General features: G+C 62.5%; 15 protein-coding genes. 6 read left to right on the top strand and 9 right to left on the bottom strand.

Annotated features, from left to right (window positions below; genetic code table 11):
• Nucleotides 1–60: 60 nt before the first annotated feature.
• The 3 genes from AC2ISB_RS14835 (at nucleotide 61) to AC2ISB_RS14825 (ending at nucleotide 3,206) form a co-directional block, all read left to right on the top strand.
• Entirely contained in the window at nucleotides 61–369 is a 309-nt protein-coding gene (locus tag AC2ISB_RS14835) for a DUF6455 family protein (RefSeq protein ID WP_339109973.1), read from the top strand.
• A 58-nt stretch (nucleotides 370–427) separates the two neighbouring features.
• Entirely contained in the window at nucleotides 428–682 is a 255-nt protein-coding gene (locus AC2ISB_RS14830) for a DUF6455 family protein (RefSeq protein WP_330629478.1), read from the top strand.
• A gap of 601 nt (nucleotides 683–1,283) precedes the next feature.
• On the top strand, nucleotides 1,284–3,206 hold the full coding sequence (locus AC2ISB_RS14825; RefSeq protein ID WP_330629477.1) for a methyl-accepting chemotaxis protein: 1,923 nt from the start codon (nucleotides 1,284–1,286) through the stop codon (nucleotides 3,204–3,206).
• A gap of 40 nt (nucleotides 3,207–3,246) precedes the next feature.
• On the opposite strand, the gene AC2ISB_RS14820 is transcribed toward AC2ISB_RS14825, so the two are convergent.
• Nucleotides 3,247–3,945: a GntR family transcriptional regulator gene (locus tag AC2ISB_RS14820; protein WP_339109972.1), complete on the bottom strand. Its 699-nt coding sequence runs from the start codon at nucleotides 3,943–3,945 to the stop codon at nucleotides 3,247–3,249.
• Nucleotides 3,946–4,024: 79 nt separating this feature from the next.
• Here AC2ISB_RS14820 and AC2ISB_RS14815 point away from each other — a divergent pair, with 79 nt between their 5' ends.
• The 3 genes from AC2ISB_RS14815 (at nucleotide 4,025) to AC2ISB_RS14805 (ending at nucleotide 7,707) form a co-directional block, all read left to right on the top strand.
• On the top strand, nucleotides 4,025–5,371 hold the full coding sequence (locus AC2ISB_RS14815) for a glutamine synthetase family protein (protein WP_330629475.1): 1,347 nt from the start codon (nucleotides 4,025–4,027) through the stop codon (nucleotides 5,369–5,371).
• On the top strand, nucleotides 5,371–6,672 hold the full coding sequence (locus AC2ISB_RS14810) for an NAD(P)/FAD-dependent oxidoreductase (RefSeq protein WP_486576833.1): 1,302 nt from the start codon (nucleotides 5,371–5,373) through the stop codon (nucleotides 6,670–6,672). Before AC2ISB_RS14815 ends, AC2ISB_RS14810 begins: the two co-directional genes overlap by 1 nt.
• A 99-nt stretch (nucleotides 6,673–6,771) precedes the next feature.
• Nucleotides 6,772–7,707 (top strand): MYG1 family protein, encoded by a 936-nt coding sequence (locus tag AC2ISB_RS14805; protein WP_486576831.1) that lies wholly within the window; start codon nucleotides 6,772–6,774, stop codon nucleotides 7,705–7,707.
• Nucleotides 7,708–7,791: 84 nt separating this feature from the next.
• Here the strand turns inward: AC2ISB_RS14805 and AC2ISB_RS14800 are convergent, their stop codons facing one another.
• The 8 genes from AC2ISB_RS14800 to AC2ISB_RS14765 all read right to left on the bottom strand — a co-directional run bounded on the left by AC2ISB_RS14800 (nucleotide 7,792) and on the right by AC2ISB_RS14765 (nucleotide 19,144).
• Nucleotides 7,792–8,598 (bottom strand): SseB family protein, encoded by an 807-nt coding sequence (locus AC2ISB_RS14800; protein WP_330629472.1) that lies wholly within the window; start codon nucleotides 8,596–8,598, stop codon nucleotides 7,792–7,794.
• Nucleotides 8,599–8,744: 146 nt separating this feature from the next.
• Nucleotides 8,745–10,553, bottom strand: coding sequence for a KpsE/RkpR family capsule polysaccharide export protein (locus AC2ISB_RS14795; protein ID WP_486576829.1), 1,809 nt, complete (start codon nucleotides 10,551–10,553; stop codon nucleotides 8,745–8,747).
• Complete coding sequence (locus AC2ISB_RS14790; protein WP_330629470.1) at nucleotides 10,537–11,190, bottom strand: ABC transporter ATP-binding protein; 654 nt, start codon at nucleotides 11,188–11,190, stop codon at nucleotides 10,537–10,539. The genes AC2ISB_RS14795 and AC2ISB_RS14790 overlap by 17 nt, the downstream gene beginning before the upstream one ends.
• A 209-nt stretch (nucleotides 11,191–11,399) precedes the next feature.
• The gene (locus AC2ISB_RS14785) at nucleotides 11,400–12,656 is read right to left on the bottom strand and encodes an NAD(P)/FAD-dependent oxidoreductase (RefSeq protein WP_486576827.1); all 1,257 of its coding nucleotides are present in this window, start codon (nucleotides 12,654–12,656) and stop codon (nucleotides 11,400–11,402) included.
• Between the two features lie 181 nt (nucleotides 12,657–12,837).
• The gene (locus AC2ISB_RS14780; RefSeq protein ID WP_339110053.1) at nucleotides 12,838–14,148 is read right to left on the bottom strand and encodes an MFS transporter; all 1,311 of its coding nucleotides are present in this window, start codon (nucleotides 14,146–14,148) and stop codon (nucleotides 12,838–12,840) included.
• A 183-nt stretch (nucleotides 14,149–14,331) separates the two neighbouring features.
• Complete coding sequence (gene uvrB, locus AC2ISB_RS14775) at nucleotides 14,332–16,518, bottom strand: excinuclease ABC subunit UvrB (RefSeq protein WP_339109967.1); 2,187 nt, start codon at nucleotides 16,516–16,518, stop codon at nucleotides 14,332–14,334.
• A 143-nt stretch (nucleotides 16,519–16,661) separates the two neighbouring features.
• Nucleotides 16,662–17,768 carry a phosphotransferase gene (locus tag AC2ISB_RS14770; RefSeq protein ID WP_486576825.1) on the bottom strand — a complete coding sequence of 369 codons (1,107 nt, stop codon included), beginning with the start codon at nucleotides 17,766–17,768 and terminating at the stop codon, nucleotides 16,662–16,664.
• 20 nt (nucleotides 17,769–17,788) lie between these two features.
• Nucleotides 17,789–19,144 carry a C69 family dipeptidase gene (locus tag AC2ISB_RS14765; RefSeq protein ID WP_486576823.1) on the bottom strand — a complete coding sequence of 452 codons (1,356 nt, stop codon included), beginning with the start codon at nucleotides 19,142–19,144 and terminating at the stop codon, nucleotides 17,789–17,791.
• Nucleotide 19,145: the final 1 nt, after the last annotated feature.

Genomic DNA, 19,145 nt, shown 5'->3' with positions numbered 1-19,145 from the left:
GCCGGTGGTGCACCTTTGGCGGCATGGGGCCAAAGCGGCCCTTTATGTATGGGGGCGCTGATGACCGATCCTAGAACGCTGAACAAACATGCCGCGCTTGTTTCCCGTATGGGCGATGTCGTGGGGGTGGATTTCACGCAGGCCAAAGCCAAGGGCCTGATGTCGGATACGGGATGGAGCGAGACGGTCACGCGCTGCACGAAATGCGCGAATCCGCAGGCGTGTCAGGGGTTTCTGGCCGCACAGGAGGCGCCGGAAGACCGCGAGGGCGTCGTGGCGCAGGCCCCCGATTATTGCAATAACCGCCTGCTGATGTCGCGTTTGCGGCGCCTTATCGACACCGATGACCGACCGATCGCGGCGGAATAGCGGCAAGACACCTGCCTTGGCCCCGCCTCGGGGCCTTTTTATTTCCAGAAAGAATTTGATGATCATTGATCAAGAGAACAGTCTGCATTTTTGGTTGCTGCGCGGGATGGCGCGGCGGGCGGGGATGGATGTCACCGACCTGCTGCACCGTCAGGCGCTGCCGCGCCACGAGTTCGACCGGATGGTCGATCTGTGCAGAACCTGTTCGCATGCCTGCGACTGCCTGTCGGAGCTGTCCTATTATCCGGCACATCCCGAAGCCCCTCCGAATTTCTGCAAGAACGCGCGTAATCTAACAATATTGCGAAACTGATAAATAATGCTTGCCTTTTGTTCTTCGGCCTTCAAGTATGCGCTCGGTGAACATGGTCCGGTCCCGCAGTGTCTTTGCAAGGGCAGTATAGCGGGGGTGGAACATGGCAAGGTGTTTGGGGTCTTCCCGTCGGGCAGATCCGTGTCGGTGTGAGTTAGCCATAGATTGCCTGCCTCTTCGAGAGGTGTATCGCAGCGCGCATCGGCTTGGGCCATGCGCGTGGCGAAGTGCTGCCATGCTCATTCCGAAGTATTCATTCGCGTCAGGACAGGCTAGAAAGGTCTCAAGGAATTCTTGAGGCTCCTCCTCCTCCCTGAGCCTCGGGACTACGCGGCGGCTTCCTCTCCTCCTCCCTGGAAGCCGCCGTTTCCTTTTCTCCCTTCGCCTCAAGATCTGCCGCTGTGTTGACGCATGGTGATTCTGCAACTCCGTGGGGAAACGGGGCCTTCTGGCGCTGCCTGTTTTCGCGGCATAGTGGTGGGCGGATTCAATAAATACAAATATTCCAATGTGTTATTTTGTGACCATTCCGGTGTTCGGCTTATATTAAGTTTATCAGGCGATAACCTTTCCAATCGGATTACACACGGGATGTAACAAATTGGCTTGGTTCAAATCACTGCGGGCGCGCCTTTACGGGATCGTTCTGCTTGCCGCTTTAGCCCTGTTCGGGACGTCTGAACTTTTGCTGAAGTTTTCTGTCGATAATGCCTATCATATGCGCGAGCAGCACCTGCGCGATGTGACCCAGACGGCGGTCAGTATTCTGGAACATCTGCAGAAACAGGTCGAACAGGGGAAAATGACCCCCGATCAGGCGCGCGAGACCGGTCGCGAGGAACTGACGGCCCTACATTTTGAAGGCAGCGGATATTTTTTCGTTTTCGATACCGATATGGTCTATCAGGTCCATCCGCATAAGCCGGAATGGATCGGCAAGGACCAGTCTGCCTATGAGGATGTCAAAGGGCAGAAGATCTTTGTGGAGATGGGCAAGATTGCCCAGACACAGGGCGGTGGTCCGCTGGTCTATTATTTCAACAATCCCGATACGGGGGCGGTGGAAAGCAAGTTGGGCTATGTCACGCTGTTCCCCGATTGGAACTGGATCGTCGGGACCGGATCCTATGTCTCCGATATTGCGGCGTCCCTGTCCCATCTGCGCACAATGAGCCTGGTCACGATGGGGATCAGTCTGGCAATACTTGCGGTGATCTCGGGGCTGCTGGCGCGGGATACGGTGCGCCAGATCACCCGGATCAAGGGCCGGATGGAAGCGATGGGCGCGGGCGATACCGAAACGCCGGTGCCCTATATCACCTCCCAGACCGAGATTGGCGCGATGGCGCGGGCGATCGAGGGATTCCGGATTGCGCTGATCGAGAAGGCCGATCTGGACAGGTTGCAGGCGCAGGCCGAGGCCGAGCGTCATCGCGCCGAGGAAGAGGCGATGCGCAAGCAGACGGAGCTGCGCGAGATGCAGGCGGTCGCCGAACGCGAAGCGCGCGAGAAAGAGGACCGGTTGCGCGAGGAAAACGAGGCGCAGCGCCGCGCCGCCGATGCCGAACGTCGCCGCCAGATGGAAGAGCAGGAACGGGTGGTGGGCCAGCTCGGGCAGGCTCTGGCAGGGATGTCGGATGGGGATCTGACGGTTGCGATCCATCAGGCGTTCCCCGAGTCCTACGAGGGGCTGCGGCGCGATTTCAACGCGGCCATCAAGAATATGGCCCGCATGGCCGGAGCGATTCGCGAAAGCGCGATCCGGCTTGAGGCCGAGACGGTGCAGATCGACCGTGCTTCGTCCGAACTGGGGCGGCGCACCGAGACTCAGGCGGCGTCGCTGGAGGAAACGGCAGCGGCGATGAACGAAATGTCGTCTTCGGTCTCGAACGCGCTGGAAAATGCCCGCAATGCGACCTCGGCCGTGTCGCGCACCTTGCAGACCGCGACCGATGGCCACCATATCGTGCAGGGCACCGTGGAGGCGATGGCCGAGATCGAGAGAAGCTCCGAGCAGATCAACCGGATCACCTCGGTGATCGACGATATCGCGTTCCAGACCAATCTTCTGGCGCTGAATGCGGGGGTGGAAGCGGCCCGTGCGGGCGAGGCGGGGCGCGGCTTTGCGGTGGTGGCCTCCGAGGTGCGGGCGCTGGCGCAGCGGTCGTCGGAGGCCGCGCGCGATATCTCGCAGTTGCTGTCCACCTCCGAAGTGCAGGTGCGCAGCGGGGTCGAACAGACCAACCGCTCTTCCGAGGCGTTGACCCAGATCGAGGCGCTTATCCGCGAGGTGGATGGTATGGTGCGTTCGATCGAGGCCGGGGCCTCCGAGCAGGCCGCGGGCGTGTCCGAGATCACCAATGCGATCAACCAGCTTGATCAGGTGACCCAGCAGAACGCGGCCATGTTCGAGGAAAATTCGGCGGCGGTCAGGGCGCTTTCTGCCGAGACCCGTTCGCTGAAAGAAGAGGTTTCGGTCTTCCGTATCGAGCCGGAAGAGGAAAGCGAACAGCGCGTGGCATAAGATGGAAACCCGAGGAAAGGCCGCGAATTCGCGGCCTTTTTCATGAGGTTGGACCTGTTTCGGGCAGGCCCAACGCCCTGCGCCCGACGCGAATCGAGCCATCTGTGATATCGGCACGCAGCGCGGTGCTGAGGGCCTCGCTTGCGCGGGCGCGCAGGGCGGCCAGCATCTCTTTATGGCGGTCGATCTTGTAGTGGTCGGTGATGCCGCCAAGCACATGGCGCTGGAACGGCCCGAGCTGTAGCCACAGGCTTTCGATCATCGGTTGGGCCGCATGATCGGGGTTGGCGCAATAAAGCATCCGGTGGAACACCTGATTGAGCCGTGTCAGCTCGTCCAGATCCTGACGCTGGATTGCCAGATCCATCTCGCGGTCAAGCGCCTCCATCTGGTCGATCTGCCGGTCCGTGATATGCGGCAGCGCCCGCAGGGCGGCATGGGTTTCAAGCATGACCCGCAGCGCGATCAGTTCTTCGAAACGGCCCGCCGTCATCTGCGGGATTTGCAGGCGGCGGTTGCCCAGCACTTCGATGCCGCGTTCGGAACTGAGACGGCGCACGGCCTCGCGGATCGGGGTCGGGCTGAGTTTCATCTGCTCGGCCAGCCCGCGTAGGGTCAGCTGCGTGCCGGGGGCGATCAGCCCCAGCATCACCGCATGGCGGAGCCTTCGGTAACAATGGTCCTGCACCGTATCACCGGCATAGGGAGGCAGATCTGGAATACATGTTTCTTTGCTCATGGTCACCACGACGAGTTGACAGACTCTCATAATGCTATCACAATGAAAAAAATGCTATCACATTTTTGCGGGAGCAATCATGACAAGCCGCGTCAAACACGACCTGGAAAACGAGACGGATGTCGAGACCGTCTTTGCCTGTATCTGCGACCTGAACGGGGTCATGCGGGGGAAACGCCTGCCGATTGAACATGTCGACAAGGTCAAGAACGGCTCTTTGCGGATGCCCTTGTCCTTGCTGGGGATGGATATCTGGGGGGAGGATATCGAAGGGTCGGAGCTGGTCTTCGATACGGGCGATGCCGACGGGATCGGTGATTTTACGGGGCGGCCGTTGAGCCTGATCAGCTGGACCTCGCGTCCGGCGGCCTTCGCGCAGCTATGGATGGCCAATGAGGATGGCACGCCTTTCATGGGCGATCCGCGCCGCGCGCTGGCAAGCGTCTGCGACCGTTTCAAGGCGCTGGGGCTGACGCCGGTGGTGGCGACCGAGCTGGAATTTTACATTGTGGACCCTTCGGAGGCCACGCCGCAGCCGCCCTGTTCGCCGGTGACCGGCAAGCGGCTGGATAGCGATGGCGCGCTGTCGCTGGACGAACTCCAGCACTTTGACGAGCTGTTGAACGAGATCTATGACGCCTGCCGCGCGCAGAATATCCCCGCCGATACCGCGATTTCGGAAAACGGGGCAGGGCAGTTTGAAATCAACATGATGCATGTCGACGACCCGCTTCGGGCTGCCGATGATGCGGTGCTGTTCAAACGGCTGGTGCGCGGGATCACCCGCAAGCACGGCTTTGCCGCGACCTTCATGGCGAAACCCTACGGCGACCGCGCTGGTTCGGGGATGCATGTGCATTTCTCGCTGCAGGACAAGGACGGCAATAACGCCTTTGACAATGGCGGCGAAGAGGGCACGCCCCTCTTGCGCCATGCGGTCGCGGGGCTGTTGCGCACCATGCAGGAGAATGCTCTGGTCTTCGCACCGCATGAGAACTCCTTCCGCCGTCTGCTGCCCGGAAGCCACGCGCCCTCCTCGGTGGCTTGGGGCTATGAGAACCGCACCGCCGCGATCCGTATTCCGGGCGGTCACCATAAGGCCCGCCGGATCGAGCATCGTGTGGCAGGCGCCGATGCCAACCCCTATCTGGTGCTGGCCTCTATTCTGGGTGGCGCGCTTCTGGGGATCGAGGGCGAATGGCAGCCGCCGGAACCGATTGAAGGCGATGCCTATTCGCTGGATCTGGACCATCTGTCGCTGGATTGGGCCTCGGCTATTGACGCCTTTGCCCGCGGGCCGCATATCGAGCAGATCTACTCCAAACGTCTCAAGCGGATGTTCGTGCAATGCAAGCAGCAGGAGCTGCGCCGCTTCACCCGCCATGTGACCGATTTCGAATTCCACAGCTATCTGGAGGCAGTCTGATGTCTGTTTCTTACGCCGGAACGGGTGCCCATACGGGCAGCTATTATGCGGCTTCCGCCAACCCCGCACCGCTGCGCCCGCAGCTGGAAGGGGCGCAGGAGGCCGATGTCTGCGTCGTCGGCGCAGGCTTTTCGGGGCTTTCGACCGCGCTGCATCTGGCCGAGAAGGGCTATCAGGTAACGGTCGTCGAGGGCGCGCGCATCGGCTGGGGCGCGTCGGGGCGCAATGGCGGGCAGATCGTCAACGGGCTGAATGCCAGCCTGCAGAAGATCGGTAAATCCTATGGTCAGGACACCGCGCGCTTTGTGGCGGGGCTGGTGACCGAGGGTGGCAAGATCATCCGCGAGCGCGTCTCGACCTATGGCATTCAATGCGATCTGAAGGATGGCAATGTGTTTGCCGCCTTCAATGATATGCATATGCGCGAGCTCGAGGAGAAAAAGCAGCTTTGGGAGAGCTATGGTCTGTGCGACCAGCGGATGCTGACCAAGGCGGAAATCCGCGAGCATGCCGCGACCGATCTTTATGTGGGCGGCATGATCGACCCCACGGGCGGACATATGCATCCGCTGAACCTGTGCCTGGGCGAGGCGGCGGCCATCGAGGCCAATGGCGGCACGATCTACGAGATGTCTCCGGTGGTATCGGTGGACACGCAGGCGGCGCGTCCGGTGATCAAGACCGAAAAAGGGCAGATCACCTGCCGCATTCTGGTGCTGTGCGGCAATGCCTATCTGGGCCATGTGGTGCCCGATCTGGAAAACCGCGTGATGCCGGTCTCGACGCAGGTGATGGCGACCGAGCCCTTGGGCGAGGACCGTGCGCGCGCGTTGATGCCCGCCGATACCTGTATCGAGGATGTGCGCTATATCCTTGATTACTATCGTATGTCTGCCGACAAGCGGCTGTTGTTCGGGGGTGGCACCGTTTATGGCGGGACCGACCCGAAGGACATCAAGGCCAAGCTTTGGGGCAATATGATGAAGGTCTTCCCGCAGCTTTCCGATGTGAAGATCGACTATGCGTGGTCGGGCAATTTCGCGCTGTCCTTCTCGCGCGTGCCGCAGATGGGACGGCTGGGGAATGCGACCTATTACGCGCATGGCTATTCGGGCCACGGCGTGACGGGGTCGCATACGTTTGGGCGGATTCTGTCGGAAGCGATCGACGGGGATGCCTCGCGCTTTGACGTTTTCGCCAAGCTGCGCTGGATCCCCTTCCCCGGCGGGCGGACCTTCCGCGTGCCCTATTCGGTGATCGGTTCGTGGTATTACGAATTGCGCGACCGTCTGGGGCTTTGACCGGACGACCGGCTTTGAGATCGGCTGCGGGCAGGGCTTGTGTTTCGACGCAAGCCCTGCCTATTTGCGGCCATTGTTGTTTATTGGAGGTCGCGCGCCATGACCATCACCCATCTTGTGACCCATTCGGGCGGTTTCCATGCCGATGAAGTGTTTTCGACAGTCGTTCTGACACGGCTTTTCCCTCAGGCCGAATTGGTGCGCACGCGTGATCCGCAATGGCTGGTGCCGGCAGAGGGCCGTGTGATTTACGATGTGGGCGGCGATTTCGATCCGGCCCGCAATATCTACGATCACCATCAGCGCGAGGCCCCTGTGCGCGAGGACGGTGCGCCTCTGAGTTCTTTCGGGCTGGTCTGGGCACAATTCGGGCGCGATTATCTGCGCAGCTCCGGCGTGCCGGAGGCCCATCTGGACGAGGTGCATGACGGCGTGGACCGCAGCTTCGTGCAGCCGGTTGATCTGGTCGATAATGGCAAACTGTCCCCTGGCGAGGCGGGGGCGCTTCAGGCGATGACCCTGCCGGGGCTGATCGAGACCCTGCGTCCGGTCTTTGACGATAAGGACCCCGAGGGGGAAATCCGCACATTCTGGCAGGCTGTAGGCATTGCGCGCGCCTTTCTGGAAGCGCGGGTGGCGCGTTCTGCGGCGAAGCTGCGGGCGGCGGGCATGGTGGCAGAGGCCATTCTCGCCGCCGGTGAGGGGCGTATTCTGGAACTGCCGACGGGCATGCCGTTCCGTCCGGCAGTGGTGAAGGCGGGGGCCGACCAGCTTTGGTTTGTCGTGACGCCGCGCGGTCCGGAAGACTGGACCTTGGGCACGATCCGCAAATTTGACGAGGGGTTCGAGAACCGAGCCGATCTGCCTGCCGCTTGGGCGGGGCTGAACGGTGTGGCGCTGGAGGAGGCCTCGGGCGTCAAGGGCGCGAAATTCTGCCATAACGGGCGGTTCATCGCCGCCGCCAATTCGCGCGAGGCGGTCATGGAAATGGCGCGGCTGGCGGTGGACGACGCTTTGGCGCGCGGGGTCGTGTGAGGGGCGCTGCCCCTCTTGGGGCCTGACGGCCCCAATTCACCCCGGGATATTTAGAGCAGCTGGAACGGGTGGGCGCAGGCCGTCCTATCGTAGAATGGGCGGTTTGGACGGGTCCATGCCGGGGCCTTTGGGTTTTTCCTGCGGCGCGGCGGGAGCTTCCTCATGCTCATGCTCGGGGAGGTGCAGCACGAGCGCCTTGGCCAGCAGGCGTTGGGCGGCCTCGCTGTCCTCGTCGAGGAAGGTGACATCCAGCTCGCCCGCATCAAGGCCGGAGAATGTCAGCGCCTCGCCCATCGCTTTGGCGATGGCCGGACGCGCGCTTTCAGGGGTGCCCAGCAGGGCCAGAACATGGCCTTTATGACCGTCTTCATAGGTGACGCCGCCCAGAAGCGCGTGGGTGGCCGCGCCGATCAGTTGGTCGAATTTGGCTTCGAAGGCCGGAAGCAGTAGCCCGAGGATGGCGGGCGGAAGGGCGGGGGCCTCGAAGCTGACGGGGCGGCCTGTTATATGGGACGGGCTATGGGTCAGCGTTTCGCTGAGCCAGTCGAGGGCTTCGGGCGGCAGGAGCATGGCCGAGGGGGCCACGCCCAGATTGATGCCGAGGCCGATATTTTCTCCCACGAGATTCTGCGCGATGATCCGGCCGGGCAGGGCGGCATAGGGCATCGGGCCGTCGCAGAAGTCGGCCATGCGTTCTTCGGTATCGAAGGCAAGCACGAAGGCCCCGTCCTCGGCTTCGAAGACCTGCGGGCGGATGTCCTGCCCCTCGACCTCGTCTTCCAGCAGCAGGAAGAGTTCGGCATCGGCAAGGCGGTCGTAAACGGCCAGACGCAGGGCATCGTTTTCCGGTTCGGCGGTCATAGCGGCATGGGCGCGGTCATAGGGGGTCATCTGGAATCCTTCCGAGAGGCGGGCCGCAGGCAAGGCGGGCGGCGTCGGCCCAAAGCCCTATTGCGCGCGTTGGAGTATGGCAAGCCCGAAGGTCTTGTGGACCTGCGGGCTTGTGGCATTTTGGCATTTTGCGCGGGCGGGGAGGGTCAGCTTGAGACTTGCTCGCGCAGCACCGAGGCTGTGAGAGAGAGCATCATATAGATCCCCGCAAAGATCAGGAAGGCCACCACCGTATCCTCGAACGCGCGGGGATATGTCGGGGCATCCGGAGCGATGGGGCGCACGCCCATTTCCAGATAGCGCACCTGTTTATTGGCTTCGAGCCTTGCGGTTTCCATCTGCTGGGCCGCCTGTGCCAGAAGGCCCTGACGGGTGGCCAGATCCGCCTCTGCGATACGCAGATCACCGGTCACGGCGGCGAGCGAGGCGGTGGAGGAGGTCTTCTGCGTCAGTTGCTTGCGCAGATTGGCGATCAGGGCTTCGAGGCGGCTGATATCGCCTTGGACACCGGCCACGCGCGCGGCATTGGGGCTGGGGTTGTCTTGCAACTGGCCCAGTTCGAGCCGCTTCTGCTGGAGCTGCGTTTCGAAGGCCGACACCTGCCCCATCACCAGACTGCTTTCGGAGACGGGGTCAAGCACCCCCTGTTTCTCCTGTAGTTCCAGCACTTTCTGTTGTGCTGCCAGAACCTTGGCCTCGGCATCGTCATAGCTGTCGCGCGCGCCCTGCATCTGGTCGCCGCGCAGGCGGGAGGTCAACTGGTCCACCTGTTCTTCGGCATAGGAGATCAGCGCCTTGGCAAAGCGGGCCGAGGTTTCCGGATCGGCGGCGATGACCTCCATCTTGATCACCCCCTCCGAAGGATCATAGCCGATTTTGACGACCTTCTTGTAAAGCGCATAGGCCTCGTTATCGCTGGCGGGGGTGGGAAGACGTTGCAGCGGGTCGATGAATGCCTGCTGGAAGTGCTTTTTGAACCCCTGTTCCGCGTCGAGGCGCTTCATGGCTTCGAGCGATTGCAGGAAGCTCTGGACCGTGACGCTATCCTGATTTGTGGCCAGCTGCGTGCCCGAGAACAGGCTGCTGATCCCGCTGGAGGCGACGCCATCGGCTTTCTGGATCACGAATTCGGTCTTGGTGGCATAGGTGGGCGTGGCCATGACGAAATAGTAATAGGCCGCAACCACCGTCGGCAGCAGGACGAAAAACGCCAGCCGTGTGGCCAGCAATATCAGCTTGCGCCGCCGCCTGCGGGTGATATCGCGCTGGATGGCGAGGATCTCGCTGGCGCGATGTTCCTCGGTCATCATATCGGCGGGCGAGGGTGTCGCGGTGGCGACGGCCATCGCATTCGTTTTGGTCAGGCTGCGTTTGGGCGGCACGGCGGGCAGGTTTTCGGTTTTGCCCGGTTTGACCAGCGACAGGATATTGGAGCGGTCCAGCGGGTCGATGCCCTTGCGACGCAGCAGCAGCACCGCCTCGAAATCCGAGGTCGCCGCGATATTGTGCTTTTGCGCCATACGGCGGGCAAGGCGTAGCTGGCGACCGGTCAGGCCTTCCTTGCGGATGGCCTCGATCTCTTCCTCCAGCGTCAGCTCGTCCTTGCCGAGAACCTGTTCGGCCTCGGCTTCCTGCTGCATCCGCTGGGCATCGGCAAATTTCATATCGCCGAACCCGTCATCATGCTGTTCGAAAATGGCGGCCGGATCCTTGGCTGCGTCCTTTTCCTCCATCGCGCCCAAAGCGGCATTGCGGGGCCGCTCCGGCTGCGGTTTGGCCGGTTGCGCGGCAACGGTTCCGGCTTGCGCGGCATCCCGCGACAGGGTCGCGTCGGTTTGGGGCGCACTGGTTAGGGCGGCGTCGGGCGTTCCTGCGGGGGGTGCGACCGGCGTGGCTTTGGCCTGAAGCGCGTGACGGCGGATGCGATATTTGGTGGTCCTAGGCTGTGTAGTCATACATCCGCTTCGCTTCTTCCAGAGTGTCGAACATATAAAGTTGGCCATCGCGGAGCACGGCAGCCGTCCGACAGAATTTCTCTAATGTCTCGGCTTGGTGCGAGACGACGATCACCGTCGAGCGTTGCAACCTTTCGCGCAGGATGGACCCTGCCTTGCGGTTGAACACCACATCGGTGGTCGAGGGCATTCCCTCGTCAATCAGGTAAATATCGAATTCCAGAGCCAGCAGCAGCGAGAAGGTGAACCGCGCTTTCATGCCCTGACTATAGGTGCCGACCGGCATATCGAAATATTCGGCAATGCCGCAAAGCCAGCGGCAGAAGGCCTCGACATAATCGGGGTCGAGACCGTAGAGCTGCGCGATGAACCGCGCGTTTTCGCGGGCGGTGTGTTTGGTGACCACGCCGCCCATGAATCCCAGCGGAAAGGACACGCGGCAGGTTTTGCGAATCGTGCCTTCGTCGGGCTTTTCCAGACCGGCCATCATGTTGATAATGGTGGTCTTGCCGGTGCCGTTGGGGGCAAGGATGCCAAGCGAATTGCCCAGCTCCACACGGAAGCTGGCGCGATCAAGGATGACCTTGCGCTGCTTGCCCGTCCAGAAGGACTTGCTGACATTTTCAAACTCGAGCATTTCCCTCCCACCCCTGGTTGTGACGCTCTGCGACGGTCGGCTCGTCTTACAACTAGCTTATCGTCGTTAACAAAGCTCCTAAGATCACAATCGGGCAAGATTATGTCGGGTTGGCCGAAATATATGCGGTGTAATTTTGCTATTGTTCACGCAGAGGCAACGACGACGCGGATCTTTGCATTTTGCGCCGCGCGAGCGATTCGGTTTGCCTAGCAGTCCAATGCATCGCGCAGGCGGTAATAATGGAGGGCGAGGGTGCCATAGAGGGGATGCAGCCCGTAGAGGGGCATCTGGGTCATTTGGGTCTGGACCGGCAGCGGCATCGGGCGTCCGGTCAGGAAATGTTCGGCAATGCGTTGGCCTAGCGCCGTGGCCAGCGCCACCCCGCGCCCGTTGAAACCCGTGGCCGCAAAAAGACCGGGGGCAGGGGCCACAAGCCGTATCCGGTGGTCGGGGGTCATCGCGATACGCCCGTACCAGTAATGCTCCATCGTCAGGCCCGCACCATAGAGGCGGCGGATCTCGGCTTCGATCATGCGGAAGCGCCGCGGGCCCTCGGGGGCGGTAAAATCGCCGCGTCCGCCCAGCAGCAGCCGGTTTTCCGGCCCCAGCCGGAAATAGGTGCCGACCCGCCGCGCTTCAGAGACGGGGGTGCGGCGGGGCAGGATACGGGCGCGCTCTGACGTGCTGAGCGGTCGTGTCGCGATCTGGAAACTATGCGCGGGCAGTGTCGCGCGGCTTAGCCCGCGATGCAGATCCGGCGGGGTGTAGCGGTTGGTGGCCAGCAGCACGCGCTCGGCTGTGACCTGCGCGCCCTCGGGCAGGGTGGCGACCCAGTGGCGGCCCTGCCGTGCTATGCTGCACACCGGCGAACGGGCATAGATCTGCACGCCTGCGGCCAAGGCCGCAGCGGTCAGGGCGCGCACCAGTTTCAGCGGGTGCAGCTGGCCGGCGCGCCGGTCGATCCAGCCGCCCTTGAACCGGTGGCTGCCGGTATGCGCGGCCATCGCCTTGGCGTCGAGCCAACCGACATCGGCCCCGCGGGCCTGCCATTCGGACATGCGCCGTTCCAGCGCCGGAAGAAGCACCTGTTTGTCTGCCGCCTGAATCCAGCCGGTGCGCTCGGCATCGCAGTCCAGCCCGAGCCGCGCGACCAGATCGAAGAGCATGGTCGCGGTCGATCCGGCAAACTCTGTCGCTTCCGGCCCGAAGAGGCGGTCCAGCGTGTCGGGGTCGTCCTTCAGGCCGGGAATGACCTGCCCGCCATTGCGCCCCGAGCCGCCCTCACCGGGATCTGCCGCTTCGAGAAGGGTTACCGCCGTGCCCGCTTCGGCCAGATGCAGGGCGGTGGACAGGCCCTGCAAGCCGCCGCCGATCACCAGCACATCGCTGTGCAGGCTCTCTTGCAGGGCGGGCAGGACTGGCCCTGCGGGGGCGGTGGCGGACCAGAGCGATGACATCGGCATGGGGCAGGCTTTCGGCTGTGTTCCGGTGCAGATTGGGCAGGGTCTTCGCCAATGTCGAGCCGGATCGGCGGTTTCGCATGGCTGTGCCGGAGACCGGGCCGAGCCTGCCCAATTCGGGAGCAGTTCAACGAAAAACCCCGGCCATTGGCCGGGGCAGTTCGGACAGATAGGGCGGTTGGTCCTAGATCTTCTCGCGGCCAATCGCGAAGATACAGGCCAGCGTGATCAGCGCCGCAGCCCCCATATAGTAGCCCACATAGGCCAGCCCGTAATTGGCCTGCAGCCATGTTGCGGCATAGGGGGCAAGCGAGGCGCCTACGATACCGGCAAAGTTGAAGGTGATCGACGAGCCGCTATAGCGCACGCGGGTCGGGAACGGGGCGGCCAATGCGGTGCCGATCAGGCCGTAGGTCAGGCCCATCAGCATCATCGACAGCGTGACGAACAAGAGGATCGCGCCTTCATTGGCCACCATCAGAACCGGCACGAGGAAGGAGAATGCGGCGATCAGGATGGTGGTGACAATCAGCACCTCGCGGCGACCGAAACGCTCGGCCGCTAGCCCTGCAACAGGGATCGCCAACCCGAAGATGATGGCGCCCCAGAGCTGCATCACCAAGGCGTCCGTGAAGGGTATTTCCAGCACTTTCACGTTATAGGACAGCAGATAGGCCGTGCCGATATAGAACAGCACGAAGGTCACCATCGCCACGAATGTGCCAAGGAAGATCGACAGTTTGTGATTGGCAAAGAGTTCGAACACCGGCACCGCCACACGTTCGTCCTTCTCGATCGCCTCCTGGAATGCGGGGGTCTCGGTGATCGACAGGCGCACCCACATCCCGATCACCACCAGCGCGATGGAGGCGACGAAGGGAATGCGCCAACCCCAGCCAAGCAACTGTTCTTTCGGCATGAATTGCAAAAGCAGCCAGAACAGGCCGGAGGACAGGAACAGACCCACCGGCGCGCCCAGCTGCGGGAACATACCATACCAGTTCTTCTTGCCCTCGGGGGCGTTTTCGGTGGCCATCAGCACCGCCCCGCCCCATTCGCCGCCCAGACCGAAGCCCTGGCCAAAGCGGCACAGCGCCAGCAGAAGCGGCGCGGCGACCCCGATCTGCGCATAGGTCGGCAAAAGCCCGATGACGACGGTCGAGACGCCCATCGTCAGCAACGCCGCCACCAGCGTGGCCTTGCGTCCGATCCGGTCGCCGAAATGGCCGAACACGACCGCGCCCATAGGCCGTGCGAAGAACGCGATGGAGAAGGTCGCGAAAGAGGCCAGCAGAGCGGTCATGCCGTCTTCATTGGGGAAGAACAGCGTGGGGAAGACCAGCACGGCGGCGGTGGCATAGACGTAGAAATCGAAGAATTCGATCGTGGTCCCGATCAGGCTGGCCAGCAAAACCTTGCCCGCCGAGTTTCTGGCGGGGGCTTTTGCGTCGGCGAAGCCATTGGCTGAGGATATGTCCGACATTTTATTTCTTATTCCAGTGTGTATTGTTTGCAAAATTGCTAACCTTGGCGGGTTATCGGAATAAAAGAGTCTCTGTAACCCGCTATTTTGTGAGCATGCGCACAATATTGCCGTCCGTTGCGCGCCTTCTCGCGGCAAAGGGGAGCCCTCCGCGCAAGATTGCCCTGCGCGGTGTTCGTGTCGGAGATAGGGAGGTTAGCGTTTTTTGCGCCGCTGGACGTTGCCGCCGCGCTGGCCGGGGCGGCCTGCGGTGGATCTGCCGCGGGCATTGGTGGCGGCGTCAGAGGCCTCTTCCACCGCCGATTGCCGCGCCATCGGGTCATCCGAGACGGCCAGCTCTACCGCCTCAAGCCGCTTGACCTCGTCGCGCAGGCGGGCGGCTTCCTCGAATTCAAGGTTCTCGGCGGCCTTGCGCATCTCGGCGCGCAGGCTGTCGAGATGGGCCTGAAGGTTCGCCCCCGGTTTGACCTTATCGACCTTGGCGGTGACGCGCGACATATCGGTGTCGCCCTGATAGAGGCCTGCCAGCACATCCTCGACATTCTTGCGCACGGTCTGCGGTGTGATGCCATGTTCCTCGTTATAGGCGATCTGCTTGGCACGGCGACGCTCGGTCTCGTCGATGGCGGCCTGCATCGAGCCGGTGATCTTATCGGCATACATGATCACGCGGCCATCGGCGTTCCGCGCCGCACGGCCCACCGTCTGGATCAACGAGGTGGTCGAGCGCAGGAAGCCCTCCTTATCGGCATCCAAGATCGCCACCAGCCCGCATTCGGGAATATCCAGACCCTCGCGCAGAAGGTTGATGCCGATCAGCACGTCAAAGGCCCCTAGACGCAGGTCACGCAGGATCTCGATGCGTTCAATCGTGTCGATATCGCTATGCATATAGCGCACCCGCACACCCTGTTCGTGCAGATATTCGGTCAGATCCTCGGCCATACGTTTGGTCAGCGTGGTGACCAAAGTGCGCAGCCCCTTGGCGGCGACCAGCCGGATTTCATCCAGCACATCATCGACTTGGGTCTCGACAGGGCGGATCTCGATCACCGGATCCAGAAGACCCGTCGGGCGGATCACCTGTTCGGCAAAGATCCCGCCCGTCTGCTCCATCTCCCATTTGCCGGGGGTGGCCGAGACAAAGACCGACTGCGGGCGCATGGCGTCCCATTCCTCGAACTTGAGGGGCCGGTTATCCATGCAGGACGGCAGGCGGAAGCCATGTTCGGCCAGCGTGAATTTGCGCCGGTAGTCGCCGCGATACATGCCGCCGATCTGCGGCACGGTGACATGGCTTTCATCGGCAAAGACGATCGCATTATCGGGGATAAACTCGAACAAGGTCGGCGGCGGCTCGCCAGGCGCGCGGCCCGTGAGATAGCGCGAGTAATTCTCGATCCCGTTGCAGACGCCCGTGGCCTCCAGCATCTCGAGGTCGAAATTGGTGCGCTGTTCCAGCCGCTGGGCCTCCAGTAGTTTGCCCTCGTCGTTCAGCTGCTTCAGCCGCAGACCGAGTTCTTTCTTGATGCCCTTGGTCGCCTGATTCAGCGTCGGGCGCGGCGTGACATAGTGGCTGTTGGCGTAAATCCGGATCTGGTCGAAACTGTCGGATTTCGCCCCTGTCAGCGGGTCGAATTCGGTGATCGCCTCAAGCTCCTCGCCAAAGAAGGCAAAGCGCCATGCGCGGTCCTCAAGGTGGGCTGGCCAGAGATCGACCGTATCGCCCTTCACGCGGAAGGACCCGCGCACAAAGGCCGCATCGAGCCGCTTATATTGCTGCGCCACCAGATCGGCGAGGAACTTGCGTTGCTCGTAAAGTTCGCCCACCTTCAGATCCTGCGTCATGGCGGAATAGGTCTCGACCGAGCCGATACCATAGATGCAGGACACCGAGGCCACGATGATCACATCGTCACGCTCAAGCAGTGCCCGCGTGGCCGAGTGGCGCATCCGGTCGATCTGCTCGTTGATCTGGGATTCCTTCTCGATATAGGTGTCCGAGCGCGGCACATAGGCCTCGGGCTGGTAGTAGTCGTAATAGGACACGAAATATTCGACGGCATTCTCGGGGAAGAAGCCCTTGAACTCGCCATAAAGCTGGGCGGCCAGCGTCTTGTTGGGCGCAAGGATGATCGCGGGACGCTGGGTCTCCTCGATGATCTTGGCCATGGTGAAGGTCTTGCCCGTGCCCGTCGCCCCCAGCAGCACCTGATCGCGCTCGTTGTCCCGCACGCCTTGGGACAGCTCGGCAATGGCCGTGGGCTGGTCGCCTGCGGGCGAGAATTCCGAATGCATCACAAAGCGCCGACCGCCTTCCAGCTTGGGCTTGGTCAGCACATCGGGGCGTTCGGTGGGCAGATTGGTGTTGTTATGGGGCATGAACCTCTACCTATCGGGGACGCCCATAGATGTGGCATAGGCGGCGGGGCTTTCAAGTGGATAAGCCCGATCAGGGGAAAAATGTTCACGATATTTCCCCGTTTTTTCCAGCCGCCGCCCGCAGCGGGCAGGGCGGGGCGATCTTACAGCAGACGGGCAGAGAGCGCCGCCGGATTCTGGCTGAGATACCAGTCAAGCTGCGCCCAGCCCTGCGCGGTATTGCGCAGGATATAGGCACGGTTTTCGGGGAACTGACCGGCCCGCCAGAGCGTGAGCAGCGCGCGGGTCACGACGCGGGCGAAGACCAGATGCGGCAACAGGCGGCGCTCGGCCTTGGAAAGCGGGGCATGGGCAATATGGCCCTCGAAAAGGCGGGTCGGTCCGGCAAACATCCCGTCCTGTCCCTGTTCGGCGGCATCGCGAGGCAGCTGGTTGAGCATGGCGGTCGACAGGTCAATGGCCACAGCCGTTTCGACCACATCGCCGAAATCGATGATGCCGGTGATTGGTTGCGCCTTGCGGCGGTCAACCAGCAGGTTCGAGCGGCTGAAATCATTATGCAGGATTTGCCGCGGCAGGGCCTCGATGTCGTCGCGCAGGGACAGGATCTGGCGAAAGGCACGGGTCAGGGCACTTCGCTGACTTTGGTCAGGCACGTGGTCCAGAAGCTCTGCCAGCCTCGGCAGGTGCCGGATATCCCATGCCAGCTGGCGGGCGGCACAGGGGTGGCGGAAATCGCTCATGGCCAGCCGTAGCTTGGCGTTCATTTCGCCAATCCGGTATTGCTCGGGGCCAAGCGGGGGCAGAGTGTCGAGCAGATCGCCCTCAAGATAGGTCATCATCCGCGCATGCCTTACCCCGTCGGCCAGCGGCAAAGCCACAAGCGCGGCACCATTCAGCGCGGGTACAATCTGCGGCACAGGCAGATCGGGGGCGTGGCGGTTCAGATGGGCGAGCGTCTGGATCTGAAGGTCGAGTTCGGCGGGCGGCTCTGCCGGATTGGCGATCTTGAAGATCAGCCTGCGATCCTGTTGGCGGAGTGCGAATGTATCGTCCTTTTCGGTGTCCAGCCGCGTGATATCGCCGGATAGGCCCCAGAGCTCCTGCGCCAGACGGGCGGCGTGTTCCGGCCCGACCGTCTGACAGCGGGTCGAGAGCGACCCGAGGTCGATCCTTTCCGCCGCGCCTGTCGCAGGCAAAGCGGCAAGCGGGCCGGAAACAGGGGGGAGGCAGGGATCGGGGTTGGGCAAGGCGGGCTCCGTCCTGAGGTCTAGGGGCTGGCGTGCAAGGCAAGGTCTTCGCGTGCATCGCGGCTGGTGCGGGGGATGGCGCGATTGATATCCGCCAGATAGTCTCCGCGCGGGTCGGGACTTTTCGGGCGGTCGGCGCGGTCCTGCAATCCCGCATCGACGATCTCGCGATAGCTGCGGGCCGCGCGTTGGGAAATGGCGTTACGGGTGGCGGCATCGGCTTTGCTGGCAAGGGAAAGCTCGGCCCTCGCCTTATGGGTCATGCCGTTGAACTGCGCTCGCAAGCCTCGGGCGAGGCTGGAATAATCGGGGTCGATCAGCCGTTGCAGGCGCTCGATATCCCACCATTGATCGGGGTCGGTATGGTGGGCGGGCTGGCTCCAGCCTTTGGGCAGATCGGTATCGAGCCAGACCGGAATGAAGCCCGACAGGCAGGGCGAGGCAAGGCTGACCCAGATCTCGCGCGGGGTCTGCGGCGTGGCTGGCAGGGCCACGATCATCGAAGCGGCGGTTTCCGAACCGGAACTGGCGCTGACCCCATGCATGCAGACACAGGCCTGACCGCCCGCCGCCGGATGCCGGTCCGGATCGCCGCCATGATCGCGTAGCACGTCGATCATCTCGGTCAGCCCGATCCGGCCCTTGGGCAGGCCCGCCACTTTGGCGCGCGACATGGCAAGCCGCGCATGGCAGGCGGGCAGATTGGCGCGGGTGCTATCGGTATAGGCGCGCGCCCAGTCAAAGGGCGTGCCTGCCGGATGCCAGCCCTGTTTAGTGGCAAAAGCTTCGGCCTGATCCGAGATCAGGTCATAATCGCGCCCGATCGAATAGACATTGGAAATGGCGGCCCATTGCGTGACCTCGCGGGCCACCCAATGGCGGCCTGCGCTTTCCACCACCCAGCCTGAGCGGCCATCGGCCAGCAGGAAGGCGTTGTGATAGACCATCTCGCGGGTCAAAGCGGCATGGCCCCCCTGACCATAGGTCTCGATCAGGCCGGTCAGCACCTTCAGTCCCTCATCGGCATCACGGGCGCGTTCCAGCGTGAGGCGCAGGAGATCCATGCCCAGAAGGTTCGGCCCCTGATCTGCCGCCAGTCGCGACCAGACGGCCTCATTGCCGATGGTCAGCCCATGTTCGTTGACGCCATGCTCGAACCCCCAGATCCACCACGGGCGCGAGCCGATGCAGGCATAGGTGTGCCCGACCTGCGGCAGGTCGACATAGGTGGCCTGCACGCGGGCATCAGGGGCATGGCGCGCGGCCTCCACCTTCGTCAGATATTGCGCCTCATTCGGCGCGCGGTCGGAGTTCTTGGCAAAATAGCTGCGCCCGTCTTGGGTCAGGCTGCCCAGAACCAGTATTGTGTCGCACATG

The sequence above is a fragment of the Thioclava sp. NS-SX20 genome (genome assembly GCF_057380695.1).
This window is presented reverse-complemented; position numbering and strand designations above follow the sequence as displayed.

Excerpts from the sequence above, each read along its gene's own strand:
- uvrB (WP_339109967.1), bottom strand. The coding sequence starts at position 16,518 with ATGCCCCATAACAACACCAATCTGCCCACCGAACGCCCCGATGTGCTG.
- AC2ISB_RS14800 (WP_330629472.1), bottom strand. The coding sequence starts at position 8,598 with ATGACCCCCTATGACCGCGCCCATGCCGCTATGACCGCCGAACCGGAA.
- AC2ISB_RS14765 (WP_486576823.1), bottom strand. The coding sequence starts at position 19,144 with ATGTGCGACACAATACTGGTTCTGGGCAGCCTGACCCAAGACGGGCGC.
- AC2ISB_RS14785 (WP_486576827.1), bottom strand. The coding sequence starts at position 12,656 with ATGCCGATGTCATCGCTCTGGTCCGCCACCGCCCCCGCAGGGCCAGTC.
- AC2ISB_RS14810 (WP_486576833.1), top strand. The coding sequence starts at position 5,371 with ATGTCTGTTTCTTACGCCGGAACGGGTGCCCATACGGGCAGCTATTAT.
- AC2ISB_RS14835 (WP_339109973.1), top strand. The coding sequence starts at position 61 with ATGACCGATCCTAGAACGCTGAACAAACATGCCGCGCTTGTTTCCCGT.
- AC2ISB_RS14830 (WP_330629478.1), top strand. The coding sequence starts at position 428 with ATGATCATTGATCAAGAGAACAGTCTGCATTTTTGGTTGCTGCGCGGG.
- AC2ISB_RS14795 (WP_486576829.1), bottom strand. The coding sequence starts at position 10,553 with ATGACTACACAGCCTAGGACCACCAAATATCGCATCCGCCGTCACGCG.
- AC2ISB_RS14790 (WP_330629470.1), bottom strand. The coding sequence starts at position 11,190 with ATGCTCGAGTTTGAAAATGTCAGCAAGTCCTTCTGGACGGGCAAGCAG.
- AC2ISB_RS14820 (WP_339109972.1), bottom strand. The coding sequence starts at position 3,945 with ATGAGCAAAGAAACATGTATTCCAGATCTGCCTCCCTATGCCGGTGAT.
- AC2ISB_RS14815 (WP_330629475.1), top strand. The coding sequence starts at position 4,025 with ATGACAAGCCGCGTCAAACACGACCTGGAAAACGAGACGGATGTCGAG.
- AC2ISB_RS14805 (WP_486576831.1), top strand. The coding sequence starts at position 6,772 with ATGACCATCACCCATCTTGTGACCCATTCGGGCGGTTTCCATGCCGAT.